Source organism: Rhizobium deserti (assembly GCF_004358025.1).
Classification (GTDB): domain Bacteria; phylum Pseudomonadota; class Alphaproteobacteria; order Rhizobiales; family Rhizobiaceae; genus Neorhizobium; species Neorhizobium deserti.
Genome location: NZ_SMTL01000002.1, coordinates 677,290 through 693,803, shown reverse-complemented (window position 1 = coordinate 693,803; position 16,514 = coordinate 677,290). Strand labels below are relative to the sequence as shown.

The following is a 16,514-nucleotide window of genomic DNA, read 5'->3' as shown; positions in this document are numbered from 1 at the left end:
ATTGCCGGACCGGCAAGAAGTAACGACCAAGCGTAAGATATTTTTATCGAAAAGCTTCTAGTTATTGTGCAAGGCAAAATGATCGAACCCGATCGCTTGCGCGCATGATGTGCACCGCACCCATTTGCGGTCCTGCCTTCCTCCGGTCTCGCGCACATGACGGCTTTGCCGTTTTCATGAGGTTAATCAATGTTGAAGAATCTGAAGATCAAAACAAAGTTTTTGGCGGCGATCGCCGTCCTTGGTATCATTGCCCTTGCTGGCCTGCTGTTTGTTACTCAGCGGTTCAGCGATGCCAACCAGTCCTATTCGAACTTCTTGCAGAACGAGAGCAGTGCAGCGACGTTCGGCCCGCGCGGCGCCGCCGGCCTGTGGACTTCCACGACCTGGCTCAGCCGCGCCCTGGCTCAGGACGCCAAGTCGGACGCATTCAAGGATCTTTCCAGCCGCTTTGCCAAAGAGATTTCTGGCGCGCGTGATCGTCTCGCCCAAATCCCTGCCATTGTTCCGAGCCGCAAAGCCGCCATCGATGAATTGATCGCCGGGCTTGACGGCATCAAGTTGATCGGCGAGCAACTGCTGCAGGCCCATGCCGCAGCCGATGAAGCCAAGGTCACGTCGCTGTCGGCAGCGCTCGACAAGTCGATTGTGGACCTCTCGCCGAAATTCGGTGCCAACAACGGCGCCATGGCCGAAATCATCAAGAACGGCGCGGAACGTCTGTCTGCCGAAGTCTCGTCAACCATCCAGTTCGCCATCATCGGCATGCTGATCGGCATTGCCATCGCGGTTATCATCGCGCTGACCATCGCCCAGAAGGGCATTACCGGTCCGATGGCTCAGCTGCGTGAACGCATGGCGGCCCTGGCTGCCGGCCAGACCGAAGCGCCGGTAGATGGTCTCGACCGCAAGGACGAAATCGGCCAGATGGCCGAAGCCGTCGCTGTCTTCCGTGACAACGCCCTGGAGCGTGTCCGACTGGAACAGGAGGCCGACGACAATCGCAGCCTGTCCGAGCGCGATCGTATCGAGCGCGAGGCCCAGAAGAGCCGCGATGCCGCCGAAATCAAAGTTGCCGTCGACAATCTCGCTGAAGGCCTGAGCCACTTGTCGGATGGCAATGTCTCCTACCGTATCGAGCAGCCCTTCACGGCATCGCTCGACGGCGTTCGTAACGACTTCAACGCATCTGCTGCCAAGCTTCAGACGGCCCTGGAACAGGTAGCTCAGAACGCCCGTAGCATTGAGGCGGGTTCCGCCGAGATTAAGTCGGCGGCTGACGATCTGGCCAAGCGCACCGAACAGCAGGCAGCTTCCGTCGAGGAAACTGCCGCAGCGCTGGAAGAAATCACCACCACGGTCAAGGATGCCACCAAGCGTGCCCAGGAAGCCGGTGCACTCGTGGCGCGTACCCGCGCCGGTGCCGAGAAGTCCGGTGAAGTCGTGCAGCGCGCGGTTACGGCGATGGAACAGATCGAAAAGTCCTCGGGCGAGATTGGCAATATCATCGGCGTCATCGACGATATCGCCTTCCAGACGAACCTGCTGGCACTGAATGCTGGTGTTGAAGCCGCACGTGCCGGTGAGGCAGGTAAGGGATTTGCTGTTGTTGCACAGGAAGTGCGCGAACTTGCACAGCGGTCCGCAAATGCTGCCAAGGAGATCAAGGCGCTGATCACCACATCCAACGAACAGGTCAATGCCGGCGTTCAGCTGGTTGGCGAAACCGGTCGTGCCCTCAAGACCATCGTGTCTGAGGTCCAGGAAATCAACCGCCATGTCGTCGCCATCGTTGACTCCGCTCAGGAACAGTCTTCTGGCCTCCAGCAGATCAACACTGCCGTCAACACCATGGATCAGGACACCCAGAAGAACGCCGCAATGGTTGAAGAATCAACTGCCGCCAGCCACGGCCTTGCCCGCGACGCCGCATCGTTGAACGAGCTTCTGTCCCAGTTCAAGCTGTCCGGTCAGCGCATAGCGCCGCCCGTTCGTGCAGCTCAGCGGCGTGACGCGCCGGCTCCGTCTCCGGCTCGGGCTCTGGGTCGCAAAGTAGCTAGCGCTTTCGGTGGCGGTTCCGCCGCTGCTGCAGCCGCCAGCAATGAATGGCAGGAATTTTGATCGAGGCTCATCCGCTATCATGCAAGCGCCGAAGCGGCGGAGCGGGTCTCTTAGCCACCCCGCTGCGCTGATCCACAAGGAGAAAGCCGTGCGCCGATAGGTGGTGGATCCGGTAAGATCTTGAGTGCCTTCTACTATAAGCCGCAGCTATCGGTCGATATCTGCGGCTTTGTTATGTCTGGTGGCGTGAACGGTTTATGCCGCTTTCACGGCTAAACTGCCCATTCCAGGTGCGTCGACACCTCATGCCATGCGCCAAGCGCAAGGCTGACCGGCGGTTGTGGCGTTGGTAAAGCATGATGCTTCGTCTTATATTGCTGCAGTGCAATACAGGAACGAAAGACCACCATCATGTTGAACTCGGTACGTAAATTCGCCAAGGCTTTCCGCGTCCCGTCCGTACAGGACCGTGAAATGGCTTATCTCGGTGAAGCCAAGGATCGCATCGATCTCGAATACCGCATGCGCCAGATCGACCGCGGCATGTTCCGCAACTCGTCCTTCTAATCTGCTGTCTGGATAACGGAGCGCGGACCTAGTTCGCGCCTGATGCTGCCGGTCTCGGCGCATCGCTTCTGGCGGCCAGGGCATAGTATCGTCTCCGCTTTTGGGACTGGCCCACTTTCGCCATCATCTTCGGCTTCCGCTATGGGGCGTTTAAACGAAGATATGTGCCGATCATTCCAGATAATGGTCGGCCAAGTAGATGTGCTTGATGCCTTTTTGCCGCCGTACGCCACTTAAGTTTTCCGACAGACTGCGCCATGCGCTGATGCCCAAGAAGGGTTACCGGCGAATTCTTGGCTATTACCGTTTGCGCATCATGCGCATTGGTGGCTCGCCGCATGCGGTGGCTGCCGGTCTGGCTGTCGGCGTCGTCAGCGCCTGGACGCCGTTCCTGGGTCTCCATATTCTCTTTGCCATACCGATCGCCTATGTCCTGGGCGGCAGCATGGTGGCGGCAGCGCTCGGCACGACCTTTGCCAACCCGGTCACCTGTCCGATCATCTGGCCGCTGAGCTGGGAAATCGGTGAATTCCTGTTCGGGCATGACGTCGTCGCCGGCAAATCCATCGATCTCGCCGCGCTTTTCTCGCACTTGGATATCTCGCAGCTTTGGCGGCCAATCCTCGAGCCGATGTTGATCGGCTCGCTGCCGCCCGGCATTGTCAGCGGCATCCTGGTCTATGCAGTGACCTATTGTGGCATCCGCAGTTTTCGCAACCGGCGCCTGCAGCGCTTGACGGCGCGTGCGGGAACCCTCAAGTCAGTGCGAACCGGAGTTGAGGCATAGGAAGAGCGTTATGATCATCGGCATGGGCAGCGACCTTATCGACATCCGGCGGGTTGAGAAATCCATCGAGCGGTTCGGTGAGCGCTTCACGCATCGCTGCTTTACGGAGATCGAGCGCGCTAAATCGGACCGGCGCAAGAACCGGGCGGAATCCTATGCCAAGCGGTTCGCCGCCAAGGAAGCTTGTTCCAAAGCGCTCGGCACCGGGCTTGCGAATGGTGTCTTCTGGAAGGATATGGGCGTCGTCAACCTACCCGGCGGCAAGCCTACCATGGTCCTCACGGGCGGTGCGGGCGAGCGGCTTGCCGAACTGATGCCGGCCGGCCACGACCCGGTCATCCACGTCACCATCACCGACGAATATCCCTATGCCCAGGCCTTCGTCATCATCGAGGGCTTGCCCTCGCCAGCATGACGATTTGGTAATCCGCGAGCCATTGCGGCGGCTTGGCGAAGGGTTTAGAGAAGCGGCATTCCGCCGGATCAAAGAAAGACGTCCAACGTGTCCGATAAAGCCGAGACGAAGCAGCAGAACGCCCTTTGGGAAAATATCAAGGTCATCATTCAGGCATTGCTGTTGGCGATGGTCATCCGCACGGTTCTGTTCCAGCCCTTCACCATCCCCTCGGGCTCGATGATGCCGACGCTGCTGGTCGGCGACTATATCTTCGTCAACAAGTTTGCTTACGGTTATTCGAAATACTCGCTGCCTTTCTCCCCGAACCTGTTTTCCGGGCGCATTCTGGAGCTGAGCGAGCCTGAGCGCGGCGACGTCATCGTTTTCCGTCTGCCGCAGCAGCCGGATATCGACTATATCAAGCGCCTGATCGGCCTCCCGGGCGACAAGATCCAGGTGACCAACGGCATCCTTCTCGTCAATGGCAAGCCGGTTCCCAAGCAGGCTGACGGCACATTCACCTCCGATTATCGACTGGATCCGGGTGCCAATGTGCCGGTCTTTCGCGAAACCCTCGACAATGGCGTCACCTACGACACGCTCGACCAGTCGCCGGTTTCGCGCGGCGACAATACGCCGGAGTTCATCGTTCCGGCCGGCCATTACTTCTTCATGGGCGACAACCGCGACAATTCGCTCGACAGCCGCTTCGATGTCGGCTTCGTACCGGCCGAAAACCTCGTCGGCCGCGCCAGCGTCATCTTCTTCTCGCTCGGCAACGACACCTCATTCCGGGAATTCTGGAAGTGGCCCGCCAACATGCGTTGGGACCGTCTGTTCAAGGGCGTGAAATGACGAAGGGGCGACCGCTTTCTTCGGAGGAAATGGCGGAGCTAGAAAAGGCGATCGGCCATTCTTTTGCGGAAAAGCAATGGCTGGACCGGGCGCTCACTCATGCGAGCGCCGGGCTTGCCAAGGGCGCCAATTACGAGCGGCTGGAATTCTTGGGCGATCGCGTGCTTGGTCTGTGCGTTGCAGAACTCCTGTTCAAGGTCTTCCGTGCAGCCCCGGAAGGCGAGCTTTCGGTGCGCCTGAACCAACTCGTCAGCGCCGAAACCTGTGCTGAAGTGGCAGACGAGATGCAATTGCATCGCTTCATCCGCACCGGCGCCGACGTCAAAAAAATCACCGGCAAGCGGATGATGAACGTGCGCGCGGATGTGGTGGAAAGCCTCATCGCGGCTATCTACCTGGACGGCGGGCTGGACGCGGCTCGCGGCTTCATTCTGCGCCAATGGGAAAGCCGCGCCATCCGTGCCGACGGTGCAAGGCGCGACGCCAAGACTGAACTCCAGGAATGGGCGCATTCCAAATTCGGGTTGACCCCGTCCTACCGCGTCGACGATCGCTCCGGACCGGATCATGAACCTCGCTTTACGGTGACGGTAGAGGTCAAGGGCGTTGCACCGGAAACGGGCGTCGAGCGTTCCAAGCGGGCCGCCGAACAGGTGGCCGCAACCCGGATGCTGGAACGTGAAGGCGTGTGGCAGGCGCAGTCCCTCTGAAGCCTAGCCGCGTGACGTCGCCAAACTCTCTATAATCTGATAGGCTGCAACGAAGACCCGATGCCGGCCTGGCGTCGAAACTGGAATATGCGGCTCGGCCGAATTGAATGGATCCCATGACTGATAACGAGAACATGCCTGATGGCGACAACTCCGCTGTAACGACGGAAGCCGGCGAAAACGACACTGCCGCCACCCGCTCGGGCTTCGTGGCGCTGATCGGTGCCACTAATGCCGGCAAGTCGACGCTGGTGAACCGGCTCGTCGGCGCCAAGGTTTCGATCGTCAGCCACAAGGTACAGACGACCCGCGCCATCGTGCGCGGCATTGCCATCCACAACAGTGCCCAGATCGTTTTCATGGACACGCCCGGTATATTCAAGCCGCGGCGCCGGCTCGACCGCGCCATGGTGACGACCGCCTGGGGCGGCGCCAAGGATGCCGACCTGATCGCGCTGCTGATCGACAGCGAGCGCGGCATCCGCGGCGATGCGGAAGCCATCCTGGAGGGCCTCAAGGAGGTTCACCAGCCGAAACTGCTGCTTTTGAACAAGATCGATCAGGTCAAGCGCGAGGACTTGCTAGCGCTCGCCGCTGCCGCCAATGAAAAAGTCGAATTCGAGCAGACCTTCATGATCTCGGCGACGACCGGCTCGGGCTGCGATGATCTGATGGATTATTTCTCCACCAAACTGCCGGAAGGTCCCTGGTACTATCCGGAGGACCAGATTTCCGACCTGCCGATGCGCCAGCTGGCTGCGGAAATTACCCGTGAAAAGCTCTTCCTGCGCCTGCACCAGGAGCTCCCCTATGCCAGCCACGTGGAAACGGAGAAGTGGGAAGAGCGCAAGGACGGATCGGTGAGGATCGAGCAAGTCATCTATGTGGAGCGCGACAGCCAGAAGAAGATTGCCCTCGGCAAGAACGGTGATGCCATCAAGGCGATCTCGACCGCGTCTCGCAAGGAGCTATCGGAAATCCTTGAACAGCCGGTCCATCTCTTCCTGTTCGTCAAGGTGCGGGAGAACTGGGGTGACGATCCTGAGCGCTTCCGCGAAATGGGCCTCGAATTCCCCCGGGGCTGAACCGATCTCGGGTGTCTCATGCCTATCCGGCTCAGTCATGCCTCAGTCTCTGCCGCGGCATGACGCGTAGGTTGTGTATCTCTCCGCAGAGCACTTGTCGTGGCACATGCTTGCCGGTAATTGATGATTCTCAGCAATCGCTAATGTAATCGAATCGACGATCTGCTGCAGGCGTAACGGAGACTGCAATGACGGGTGCGAATGCCGGACGCGACAGGTCCGGAATTTATGCGGCAGGTGCGCTTGGATTTTACAGCTGGAATGTGCCGGAAAACAGGGTGCACGGAGATGAGGTGATCGCCTTCGTCTTCGGGCTCATGCAAAGGGATCTTGCCGAGGGAGCGCCGATCGAAACGGTAATCAGGCATGTCCAGGAAGACGACAAGAAGCGGGTTGCGAAAGCCATTCATACGGCAATAGTCACCGGTGAGCCTTACCAAGCCGATTACCGGGTCAACCATCCCGCCGGGCGCACGCTGTTCGTGTCCGCCAACGGCTGCTGTCTGCGTGATGCTGCCGGCATGCCGTCGATCTATGCCGGAACGGTAACCCTCCAGCTCGAGGCCCAGACGGAGGCCAAAACGGAAGAAGCCATTACTGGTTCGACCGACCCGCTGGAAGTCCATACGCGGGCGGCGCTCGGCATTGCTACAAAACGCCGTCATGCTCTGGCAGCACGCTACCTGTCTTCGGCCCTCAATGTGATCGGCAAGTAAGGCAGCGTCTGCAGATTGCGGAACCGGCCTACTTCTGCCGGTCCATCAGCGCCTTGACCTCCTCGAAGCGGCGGCGGTTTTCCTGCTCTTGCTCGCCCGGGCCGTAGCAGGTTTCGGAGATGCAGAAGCGCCGCAGCGTCATGGGCTTTGTCGCCTTGTCGAACTCGCAGTCGATCTCGTTGTTGAAATCGGTCGGCTTGGCATCCTCGCGGGTGGAGTAGGTGAGGCGTGCGCCCGGCGGGTCGAGCTCGGGAAAGGACTGCACGATGCCGGTCTTGATCGTTGGCATCAGCAGGAAATTCTTGGCGACGGCAATGCAAGCCTGCTCGAGCTGCGGCGACTGTGCGGCGGCGGGCGAAGCGGTGAGCAAGGCTGCCGGAGTGGCAGCAATAAGCGCGGCGGCGAAAATGGCGTTCTTCATGAAGTCTCCCGAACGGCGTGATTTGCCGGGAAAATCCCGACAGGCCCCAATTTGTTCCAATATGCCTTCCATATAGTCGCATCTTCTTTGGCGGTCGTCGCGGCGAAAAAGCGATTCAGTTGGAAGTGCTTATCCGCTAGTGTTGAATCGGCTTAGAAGGAACCTCATCCACTTATGCAATGGCAGGACGAAGGGATCATCATCGGCGTCAAGCGTCACGGCGAGAACAGCGTCGTTGCCGAGTTGATGACGCGGGAACGCGGGCGCCATATGGGACTGGTGCGCTCCGGCCGTTCGCGCGCCATGCAGCCGGTTCTGCAGCCGGGGAACCGGGTGGAAGTGGTCTGGCGTGCGCGGCTTGACGAGCATCTCGGCGAGTTCAAGCTGGAGCCGGTGCGGCTTCGCGCCGCCAAGCTGATGGAAACCGCAACCGCCGTTTACGGCGTACAGGCCATGGGAGCCCTGCTCAGGCTTCTGCCGGAGCGCGATCCGCACCCGCATCTCTTCGAGGCGCTGGACATCATCCTCGATGCACTGGACGATCCCTCGGAGGCGGGCGAACTCTTCGTCCGCTTCGAACTCGCCGTGCTCAACGATCTCGGCTTCGGCCTCGACCTCAGCGAATGCGCGGCAACCGGGGCAAGGCAGGATCTCGTTTATGTTTCGCCTAAAAGCGGCCGGGCCGTCAGCCGCGCGGCGGGCGCCCCTTACGCGCAGCGCATGCTGGCGCTGCCGTCATTTCTCGGGGAGGGAGCCTCTGCTGCTGCCGACCGGGAAAGCATGCTGGCCGCCTTCCGGCTGACCGGTTTCTTCCTGCACCGGCATGTCTACGAGCCGCGCGGCCTCACCGTAAACGCGGCCCGGGAAGGCTTCATCCAGGCAGCTCTCAAGGCTCTCCTGAACGAGCCGGACAAGGCAACTGTGCCGGTTCCCGTCATTCCGCCGGCTGAATAGACCGAGTCGGCCGGTCGACCGGCTTTTCCTGGATCGGCCAGTGCACGACCGCGGCAAACAGGCCCATGCCTACGCCGAGCCACCAGACTGGATCGTAGGAACCGAAGCGGTCGTAAAGGAAGCCGCCGAGCCAGACGCCCAGGAAGGAGCCGATCTGGTGCGACAGGAAGACCATACCGCCGAGCAGGCCAAGGTGGCGCGTGCCGAACATGATCGCCACCAGGCCATTGGTCGGCGGCACGGTGGACAGCCACATCAGGCCCATGACGATGGCGAACACGATCACCGAGAGCGGTGTTTGCGGCAGAAGCAGGAAGGCGGTGACGGCGATCGAGCGGCCGATATAGATATAGGCGAGGAAATAGGGCTTGGAATAACGCTGTCCGATGACGCCGGCGGCCAGCGAGCCGATGATGTTGAAGAAGCCGATCAGCGCCATGGCGATCACCGCATAGCGCGCTTCAATGCCGATGCCGCCCAGATAGGCCGGGAAATGCGCGGTGATGAAGGCCACCTGGAAACCGCAGACGAAGAAGCCGGTGGTCAGGAGCAGATAGCTCTTGTGGGAAAAGGCCTCCTTCAGCGCTTCGGCGACGGTCTGCTTGAACTGCAGTGCCGACTGGGTTCCCGAGCTGGCATTGCCGCGCAACGGATAGGCGAGCAGCGGCACGACCAGCATGATTGCGCCCATATAAACAAGGCTGTCCGACCAGCCGAAATTCGAGATCAGCGCCTGGCTGAGCGGCGCAAACAGGAACATCCCCGCCGAACCTGCCGCCGTGCCGATACCGAAGGCCATGGAGCGCTGGGCGGGGGTGACGTTGCGGGCAAAGGCCGAAAGGATGACGCTGAACGAGCCTGCACCGATCGCCGTGCCGACCAGCACGCCGCCACCGATATGCAGCCAGATGGGAGCACCCGCATGCGCCATCATCAACAGGCCGGCGGCATAGAGCAGGCCTGACATGACCAGCACTCGCCCGGTGCCGAACTTGTCGGCCGCGGCACCGAAAAACGGCTGCGACACACCCCAGGCAAGATTCTGGATCGCCATGGCGAGCCCGAAGGTGGAGCGGTCCCAGCCGGTATCCTGGAGCATGGGCAGCTGGAAAAAGCCCATGGCCGAGCGCGGCCCGAAGGTCAGCATCGCGATCAGCGCACCGGCGATGATGATTAGCCAGGGCATGGATGTGTGGGTAGGCCGTGCTGCGGAATGCGGGGCGGACAGGCTCATCGAATTTCCTCTGCGAACAAGCATGCACCATAGCTGCCCATCAGGCATTGGTGAAACGACTTTTCCTGACGCCACGTATCACCGCTTTTGATGTTCGACCATCTCGATGGCCAAGTCGCTCAAAGCTCGCCGGGCGGGTCCACCTGGGCCAGCTTGCGGCTGGCGCGCGCCTCGCGCCAGATGGTGAAGATGCCGGCCCCGATGACGATGGCGCAGCCGATCACCATGTTGGCCGTCATCACCTCGTCGAACAGCATCACTCCGATAATGCAGACCAGCACCGACTGCACGTAGAACATCGGCTGCACGGCGACCGCGTCGAGCAACGAATAGGCGCGGATCAGCAGGTAATGGCCGGTCGTGCCGGTGATGCACAGCACCGCCATCCATAGCCAGTCGATCATGGTGATATGCGTCCAATAGAAGGGGCCGATGAAGGTAATCGCCACGGCTCCGGCCACACCGGTGTAAAAGAATGCGGTTTCGGCCGTGTCCGTGCGGCTGGCCAGCCGCGTTATCACCGAATAGAGCGCAAACATCGTCGTGCCGACGACCGGGATAATGATCCTGAAATCGAAGGTCGCATGTAGCGGATTGACGATCATCAGGATGCCGATGAAGCCGATACCGATCGCCGTCCAGCGTCGCCAGCCGACCTTCTCGCCCAGCAGCGGCACTGATAGGCACGCGACGATCAGCGGTGTTGCTGCAAAAATGGTATGGGTCGCAGCCAGTCCCACCCGCGAAAACGAGAAGATCGAAATGACGATCTGTGCAACCAGCAGCACGCCGCGAGCGATCTGCAACCAAAGACGCCGCGCCGAGGCGGCCGCCTTGACCCCGCCGGCCGAGCGGCCCGCAACGGCGATCACGAAGCCGGCAAAGGCCCAATAGCGGATCATGGTGATGAAGATCGGCGGATAGGCGGTGCCAAGATGTTTGGAAATCCCGTCTTGGATCGCAAAGATGGTCACCGCTGTGAGTGCAAAAAGAAGGCCGGTTGCCCGAGATGTCATGGGAAAAGTCTCTTGAGGTCATTCCGGCGGTTGCCGGATTGCGCGAGCTAGCTAAACGGATGGGATGCAGCTGATGACGGTGACATGCGATCTGCACCTTAACGCCGCTCCGGGGGAGGCGAAACCTCAATTCGCCGATTGCCAAGCCGATAGGCTCAAAAACACCGCCCTGGAAGCGTTTGCTGGCACTCGCGGGCGGCCACCCTGGGCAACAACGCCTTGGGCAGCTCGGCGCCCGAGAACCAGCTTCTCGTCAGGCCCGCCGTTTGATCGGCCAGGCCTGACGCTGCCCGGTAATGGTCGCTGCATCGCCAATCCTGATATGGCCGCTCTGGCGCGGCACGGCATTCCAGCCGAACAGCGGGCCCGGCACACGGCGTTCCGCCGACATGCGGATGCGCCCCATGGCCGGCATGGGGTTGGCGCCATCGCGTGAACCTGTCTGCTGGTCCTGGGTGGTCATGATGCAACGTGCGCAGGGCTTGACGAAGTCGAAGCGGATGCCGGCGATTTCGATGCCATCCCATGCGTCCTCGGCAAATGCTTGGTCATGATCGAGGACGATATTGGGCCGGAAGCGTTCCATGCCGATGCTCCCTTCGCCATGCGCCTGCATGTCGGCATTCAGCGCTGCCAGGGATCCGGTCGTGGTGATGAGGACCTGGTAGCCATCGGCAAAGGTGACGGGCGAGCCTTCGCCGGCCCATTCGGCACTGGCGGTGCGCCTCGATTTCTCGTCAAAGAAAACCAGTTGCACCTCCCGTTCGAGCCATTCCGAAAGCTTGCCGTTGACCTCCTTTTCGGCAACCGCAGCACTGACGATCGACCGCCAGACGACGACATCGGTGCGGCGATAGGCCGGAGGCTGCCCGATCCGCATCTCGCCCCTGCCGTCCATGGCAAAGCGAAAGCCCTCTGCGAGGGGACTGACCTCGAGCTGCGCCAGGGACTGCAGGTCTCTCTGGGTGATGAAATGTCCGCCAGGGTCGACCATCATCATCCGCCGGTCGCCGGGAATGCCTTCAAGGCCGATTTCCGTTTCGGTCAAGGCAATGCCGCGACCGCTCTTCAAGGGATAAAGGTGGAGTTCGCTGACATGCACGGGACGTCCCTTTCAGATTTCGTCGAGGAAAAGATCGAGCACCGTCTTCAGCCGCGCATGCCGCTCTTCGGCGAGAGCGCGGCCAGTCGCGGTCTGGAAGCCGTCGGCGAGCTTGAACAGCTTGGCTTCGAAGTGATCGATGGCAAAGGCCTTGTCGTCGAGCGGGCGATGCTGGGCAAGCGGATCCGTCGGGTCGTAAAGGCCCGAGCCCATGCGGCCGGCGATATAAAAGCAGCGGGCCGCGCCGACCATGCCGATCGCATCGAGCCGGTCGGCGTCCTGGAGGATTTTCGCTTCGAGGGTTTCGGGCGCGACATTGGCCGAAAAGCTGTGCGCCGTCACCGCATGCGCCACCGCCCGGATATCCTCATCCGCCCAGCGGAGATCAGCGAGAACCTTGGAAGCCTTTTCGGCAGCCAGGCGCGAGGCTTGGGAGCGCAGAGGCGAATTCTTCTCCACGGCCACGCAGTCATGCAACAGCACGGATGCCGCCAGCACCTGCCCATGGCCGCCTTCCAGATGGTGGATGCGCATGGCATTCTTGAACACTCGCAGGATATGGGCGATGTCGTGACTGCCGTCGTCGCCTTCGCTCGCATGCGGGATGAGCGTGCGGGCGAGATCTTCGAAAGGCGCGAAAGCAGGGGCGAGGCTGGCGGTCAAGGCGAGACTGGCGGTCAAGGTCTGGGTTCCGGGGAATCGGCTGCCAAGTTTTCATCATCCTTCTTCACCAGAATGCGCTGGTAGAAAAGCCCGATGCCGATCAGAACCGCACCAAGGCCGATGAATGACAGCGCCCGCAGAATGCCTTCGAGGTTGGACATGTCGATCAGGAAGACCTTAACCACCGCCACCAGGATGAGCCCGGCTGAAGCAAGCCGCAGGCTGCGGGCATTCATCCGCGAGCCAAGCGCCAGAAGCGCCACGCCGATCAGCAGCCAAACGACCGAATAGGCATAGGTTTCGGCCGGCATGAAGCCCTTCCAGTCGGCAATGTTTTCGCCCTGCCAGAAGCGACGCACGGAAAGGGTTGCCCATAGGAAGCCCAAGACCGCGCCGGCGACGGCCAGCATGGCGACATAGGGCTGCGGCCGTTTTCCGCGCGCGTAGAAGGCGACCAGCCCATAGGCGAGACCCGGCAGCAGGTAGCCGAGCAGCAGCAGGTTGAAGATCGGCCAGCTGCCGGTGTCTTCGCCGCTGAAGAACGGGTTGAGCGCAAAGAGATGCAGCGACAGCACGTTCACCGTCGCGATGATACCGGCGATCATCGACCCCCAGCGGAAGACTGGGCTCGGAGACTTGAGGTCGAGCGTCATCAGCACGCCGGAAAAGCCGATGGTCAGCAGCGTATAGATCGACTGCTCGCCGAGTGTCGGCACGCGTGAATCGAGCACGCCGCCGTTCATTGCATGGCGGATCAGGATCGCCACGGTCATCAGCACCGAAAGGCAGGCAAGCGCCTGCATGATATTGCGCACACGCAGGTCGGTCGAGGTTCTCAGCAAGTAGGCCGCAACCACCGCCAGCACCGTGGGAATGCCGTAGCCGGGCAGCAGCGCGTTGAAGAAAGGCGTCCGACCGAGGCTGTTGACGCCGATGATCGTCGGCTCCCAAGCAATCCGGCCAAAGACCACCAGCGTCGCCGCCGCCATCATCCAGGGCAGCGCCGGCCAGGCGCGCAGGCGCATGCCAAGCAGGTAAAGGAAGCCTAGCACGGACATCAGGATGGTGGTGACCATGCCATTGGTCAACGCATGCAGCGCCAGCGTGAAGCCGGCCAGTGAACCGGCCACCAAGAGATTGGCCGGCCAGTCCATGCCTGCCTGCTCCTGCGGCGGGTCGTTTTCGCTCCCTTTGCGGAACAGCCATTCGGCGCCGCCGAGAAGCGCCATGCCAAGCGCCAGGCCGTAGAGCCCGTGCGTCCAGTCTCCCGACAGCTTGCCGAAATTCAGGAAGCTGATGGTGGCCAGCGTCACCGGAACGGCCGACATCAGCACGCTCCAGAGCATGGAGAACTCTGGTTCGCTTCTGTGGAAGCGCCGCAGGCAGGCAAAGCCCAGCAGGGTGAAGATGGCGCCGAGCAACAGGCAGACGGCGATCTGCAAGGTAAAACTCATGACGGGTGCCAACTGGCCGGCAATCGGCGTCGGGGGCACGAAGTCGAGCCAGGTGAGGGCGGTGGACGTGACCAGCAGCACCGCTCCCGTCGCGGCGATTAGCGCCGCCCAAACTCCATAGGGGCGGACCGCGCCGAGCGCTGCGAGCGCTGCCATGACCGCGGCCGAGGCAAACAGCGGATCCATGTCGGCGGCGGCGGGAACAAGCAGCATGGTCAGCGCCGCGAGCATGGTCATCAGCGAGACCGACAGGATGATCTTCAGTGGCGGCCGTCCGAGAAGACCACGCCAGCCGGGCTTCGACGGTCCGCTCGGCGCATATCCGGCGCCGGGCCAGAAGAAAGCCGTTCCGGCAATCATCACCATCAACGTCAGGGTTGGCGGCATGGTCTCGAAGATCGCGGCGCCGAGCGTATAGACCATGGCCCAAAGAGCGGTGCCGATGTTGGCCAGCATCGGAACCAGGGTCCAGCGGCGGAAGCGCGATGCAAGGTTTGCCGCCAGCCATGTGATCGACAGGAAGACGAAGAGGCCGGGGGCGTAAGGCTGGTCGGTCGCCACCAGCGCCGGCGTCAGCAGCGAGCCCAGAAGCCCAAGCCCCGCCAGTGCCTGCCCATGCAGCAGGGACAGGCCGATCGTTGCCAGCGATACGGCCGCCAGCAGCAGGAAGGCCGTTGTTGGCCCGACATAACCATAAATGCCATAGCCGGCATAGATGACGCCGAGCAGGGTCACGGCGCCGGCCGCCGTCAGGGCTCCGGGGATCATCGCATTGCTGTAGCGCTCCGAGATCTGCGGCATGCCCCGGCGGCGCAGCAACTCGCCGCCCAGCAACAGGGCAAAGCCGAAAAGGCAGGCGAGCGTCAGCCGGGCGGCCGGGCCGAGCAGCCCGGCCTCGATCGAATAGCGGACCAGGAAGATGCCGCCGAGAGCCAGTGCCACGCCGCCGACCCAGACCGGCCAGCGGGCACCAAGATAACTTTCCAAACTGTCGCGGCTCTTCGACGAAGGTGCGGGCTGTGGCGAGGCGGGAACGGCCGCACCGGGCTGCAGGATGTCCTGGCCGGTGCCGATATCCTCTGCTGACGTCGTGGCGATGTAATTTTGCTCAGGTCCGAGCTCCTCCGTCGCCTCGCGCGCCGCCAGTTCCACCGGCGAGACCACCTCTTCGGCAAGCGATTCGTTCGGCGCTGTCTCGCTCACTGCAAGCGGCAACGAAGCCGGTTGACGCCGCGACAGTTCCGCCTTCACCGCCTCGACTTCCTGCTCCAGCAGAGCGACGCGTCCCGCCGTTTTGCGGTCGAGCCCGATCATCAGGATGACCAGGAGCAGCAGGAGGAGTTCGATCATCGGCACGCTCGCAGGCTAAGAGATAGGTAGGCGGTTATACAATCGGCCGGCAAAGAAAGGAAAGGGCGTGCGGGAAGACCAGTGTCATCGGCGGGAAAGTACATTTGCGGGTTATGCCTGCATCTAAAGGACGGCGCGGCAAGATATTCGCGGCGGATCCGGTCTCTTCGAAAGACCTGATCCGCCGCTTCCTTCCATCAGGTCAGTGGCGCTTCGTTTTTGCTACCGCAGACAATGCGGCAGGTCCGCCAGGTTCGAATGCGTCACGCCTGGATTGCCTGAGGATCTGGAACTTCGGGCTTCTTGTCGAAGGCAAGCTTGACCGCCTTCGTCAGGTCGCGGCTCGTCTGCCACCAGTCGCTGCTGATCGACCAGTAGCGCAAGCTGATCTTGACGCTGCCGGCGTCGAAATCGGCGACGTAAGTGGAGGGCGGCGGATCCTTGACGATACGATCGTCCGCCTCGGCAATGCGGATGAGCTTGGCCTGAGCCTCATCGAGATCGTCGTCGGAGCCGATGGTGATGGTGATCTCGTGCCGCCGCGTGCGCAGCCGGCTGTAATTGGTGATCGGCACGTTCCACAGGGTCGAATTGGGCGCGAGCCGGTAAACGCCGTCGGAGGTGCGCAGCTCGGTCGCGAAAAGCCCGACATCAACGATCGTCCCGCTGATGCTGCCCGTCTCGATGCTTTCTCCCACCCGGAACGGCCGCAAGACAAGAAGCATGATGCCGGCAGCGATATTCTGGAGCGTTCCTTGCAATGCGAGACCTATGGCGAGGCCCGCCGCGCCAAGTGCCGCAAGCACCGATGCCGTCTGCACGCCGAACTGGCCGAGCACCATGACGATCACCAGGATCAACAAGGCATAGCGGATGGCGTTTGAGAAGAATTGCGCGAGCGTCGCGTCGATCCCGTGAATGCGCAACAGGCCGTTATGGGCCCAGCGGCTGATCAGCCCGGCGACCACCCAGCCGATCACAAGGAGAACGATCGCGCCGACGACCGAAAATGAATATTGGACCGCGATTGCCGTCAGTTGAGCCAGCGCCGCACGGGTTGCGACAACAAAACTGGATGCCTGTTCCATGCCTGCCTTCTCGATTCGAATGAGCGGGGTAATTGGAGCGTCGTCAGGCGAGGT

At 61.5% G+C, this 16,514-nt stretch carries 16 protein-coding genes; 9 read left to right on the top strand and 7 right to left on the bottom strand.

Annotation, left to right across the window (positions count from 1 at the left end; all coding sequences use genetic code 11):
* Positions 1–189: 189 nt before the first annotated feature.
* The 8 genes from E2F50_RS09770 (at position 190) to E2F50_RS09735 (ending at position 7,178) form a co-directional block, all read left to right on the top strand.
* Entirely contained in the window at positions 190–2,121 is a 1,932-nt protein-coding gene (locus tag E2F50_RS09770) for a methyl-accepting chemotaxis protein (protein ID WP_133315936.1), read from the top strand.
* A 351-nt stretch (positions 2,122–2,472) separates the two neighbouring features.
* Positions 2,473–2,628: a DUF3563 family protein gene (locus tag E2F50_RS09765; RefSeq protein ID WP_133315935.1), complete on the top strand. Its 156-nt coding sequence runs from the start codon at positions 2,473–2,475 to the stop codon at positions 2,626–2,628.
* A 208-nt stretch (positions 2,629–2,836) separates the two neighbouring features.
* The gene (locus tag E2F50_RS09760) at positions 2,837–3,415 is read left to right on the top strand and encodes a DUF2062 domain-containing protein (RefSeq protein WP_133315934.1); all 579 of its coding nucleotides are present in this window, start codon (positions 2,837–2,839) and stop codon (positions 3,413–3,415) included.
* Positions 3,416–3,425: 10 nt separating this feature from the next.
* Positions 3,426–3,830: a holo-ACP synthase gene (gene acpS / locus E2F50_RS09755; RefSeq protein ID WP_133315933.1), complete on the top strand. Its 405-nt coding sequence runs from the start codon at positions 3,426–3,428 to the stop codon at positions 3,828–3,830.
* An 87-nt stretch (positions 3,831–3,917) separates the two neighbouring features.
* Positions 3,918–4,667 carry a signal peptidase I gene (gene lepB / locus E2F50_RS09750; protein ID WP_133315932.1) on the top strand — a complete coding sequence of 250 codons (750 nt, stop codon included), beginning with the start codon at positions 3,918–3,920 and terminating at the stop codon, positions 4,665–4,667.
* Positions 4,664–5,377, top strand: coding sequence for a ribonuclease III (gene rnc, locus E2F50_RS09745; protein ID WP_133315931.1), 714 nt, complete (start codon positions 4,664–4,666; stop codon positions 5,375–5,377). The genes lepB and rnc overlap by 4 nt, the downstream gene beginning before the upstream one ends.
* Positions 5,378–5,511: 134 nt before the next feature.
* The gene (gene era / locus E2F50_RS09740; protein ID WP_133316396.1) at positions 5,512–6,462 is read left to right on the top strand and encodes a GTPase Era; all 951 of its coding nucleotides are present in this window, start codon (positions 5,512–5,514) and stop codon (positions 6,460–6,462) included.
* Between the two features lie 188 nt (positions 6,463–6,650).
* Entirely contained in the window at positions 6,651–7,178 is a 528-nt protein-coding gene (locus tag E2F50_RS09735) for a PAS domain-containing protein (protein ID WP_133315930.1), read from the top strand.
* A gap of 28 nt (positions 7,179–7,206) precedes the next feature.
* Here E2F50_RS09735 and E2F50_RS09730 read toward each other — a convergent pair whose 3' ends face one another.
* Positions 7,207–7,599 (bottom strand): hypothetical protein, encoded by a 393-nt coding sequence (locus tag E2F50_RS09730; RefSeq protein ID WP_133315929.1) that lies wholly within the window; start codon positions 7,597–7,599, stop codon positions 7,207–7,209.
* A gap of 174 nt (positions 7,600–7,773) precedes the next feature.
* Between E2F50_RS09730 and recO the strand changes: the two genes are divergently transcribed.
* Positions 7,774–8,553, top strand: coding sequence for a DNA repair protein RecO (recO, locus tag E2F50_RS09725; protein WP_133315928.1), 780 nt, complete (start codon positions 7,774–7,776; stop codon positions 8,551–8,553).
* Here the strand turns inward: recO and E2F50_RS09720 are convergent.
* The 6 genes from E2F50_RS09720 to E2F50_RS09695 all read right to left on the bottom strand — a co-directional run bounded on the left by E2F50_RS09720 (position 8,534) and on the right by E2F50_RS09695 (position 16,460).
* Positions 8,534–9,787 (bottom strand): MFS transporter, encoded by a 1,254-nt coding sequence (locus E2F50_RS09720; RefSeq protein ID WP_133315927.1) that lies wholly within the window; start codon positions 9,785–9,787, stop codon positions 8,534–8,536. The genes recO and E2F50_RS09720 overlap by 20 nt on opposite strands.
* Before the next feature lie 119 nt (positions 9,788–9,906).
* Positions 9,907–10,803 carry a DMT family transporter gene (locus tag E2F50_RS09715; protein WP_133315926.1) on the bottom strand — a complete coding sequence of 299 codons (897 nt, stop codon included), beginning with the start codon at positions 10,801–10,803 and terminating at the stop codon, positions 9,907–9,909.
* Positions 10,804–11,056: 253 nt separating this feature from the next.
* Positions 11,057–11,905, bottom strand: coding sequence for an MOSC domain-containing protein (locus E2F50_RS09710; protein ID WP_133315925.1), 849 nt, complete (start codon positions 11,903–11,905; stop codon positions 11,057–11,059).
* A gap of 12 nt (positions 11,906–11,917) precedes the next feature.
* Positions 11,918–12,586 carry an HD domain-containing protein gene (locus tag E2F50_RS09705; protein WP_245515351.1) on the bottom strand — a complete coding sequence of 223 codons (669 nt, stop codon included), beginning with the start codon at positions 12,584–12,586 and terminating at the stop codon, positions 11,918–11,920.
* On the bottom strand, positions 12,583–15,372 hold the full coding sequence (locus E2F50_RS09700; RefSeq protein WP_133315924.1) for a DUF2339 domain-containing protein: 2,790 nt from the start codon (positions 15,370–15,372) through the stop codon (positions 12,583–12,585). Before E2F50_RS09700 ends, E2F50_RS09705 begins: the two co-directional genes overlap by 4 nt.
* 263 nt (positions 15,373–15,635) lie before the next feature.
* Positions 15,636–16,460, bottom strand: coding sequence for a mechanosensitive ion channel family protein (locus E2F50_RS09695; protein ID WP_133315923.1), 825 nt, complete (start codon positions 16,458–16,460; stop codon positions 15,636–15,638).
* Positions 16,461–16,514: the final 54 nt, after the last annotated feature.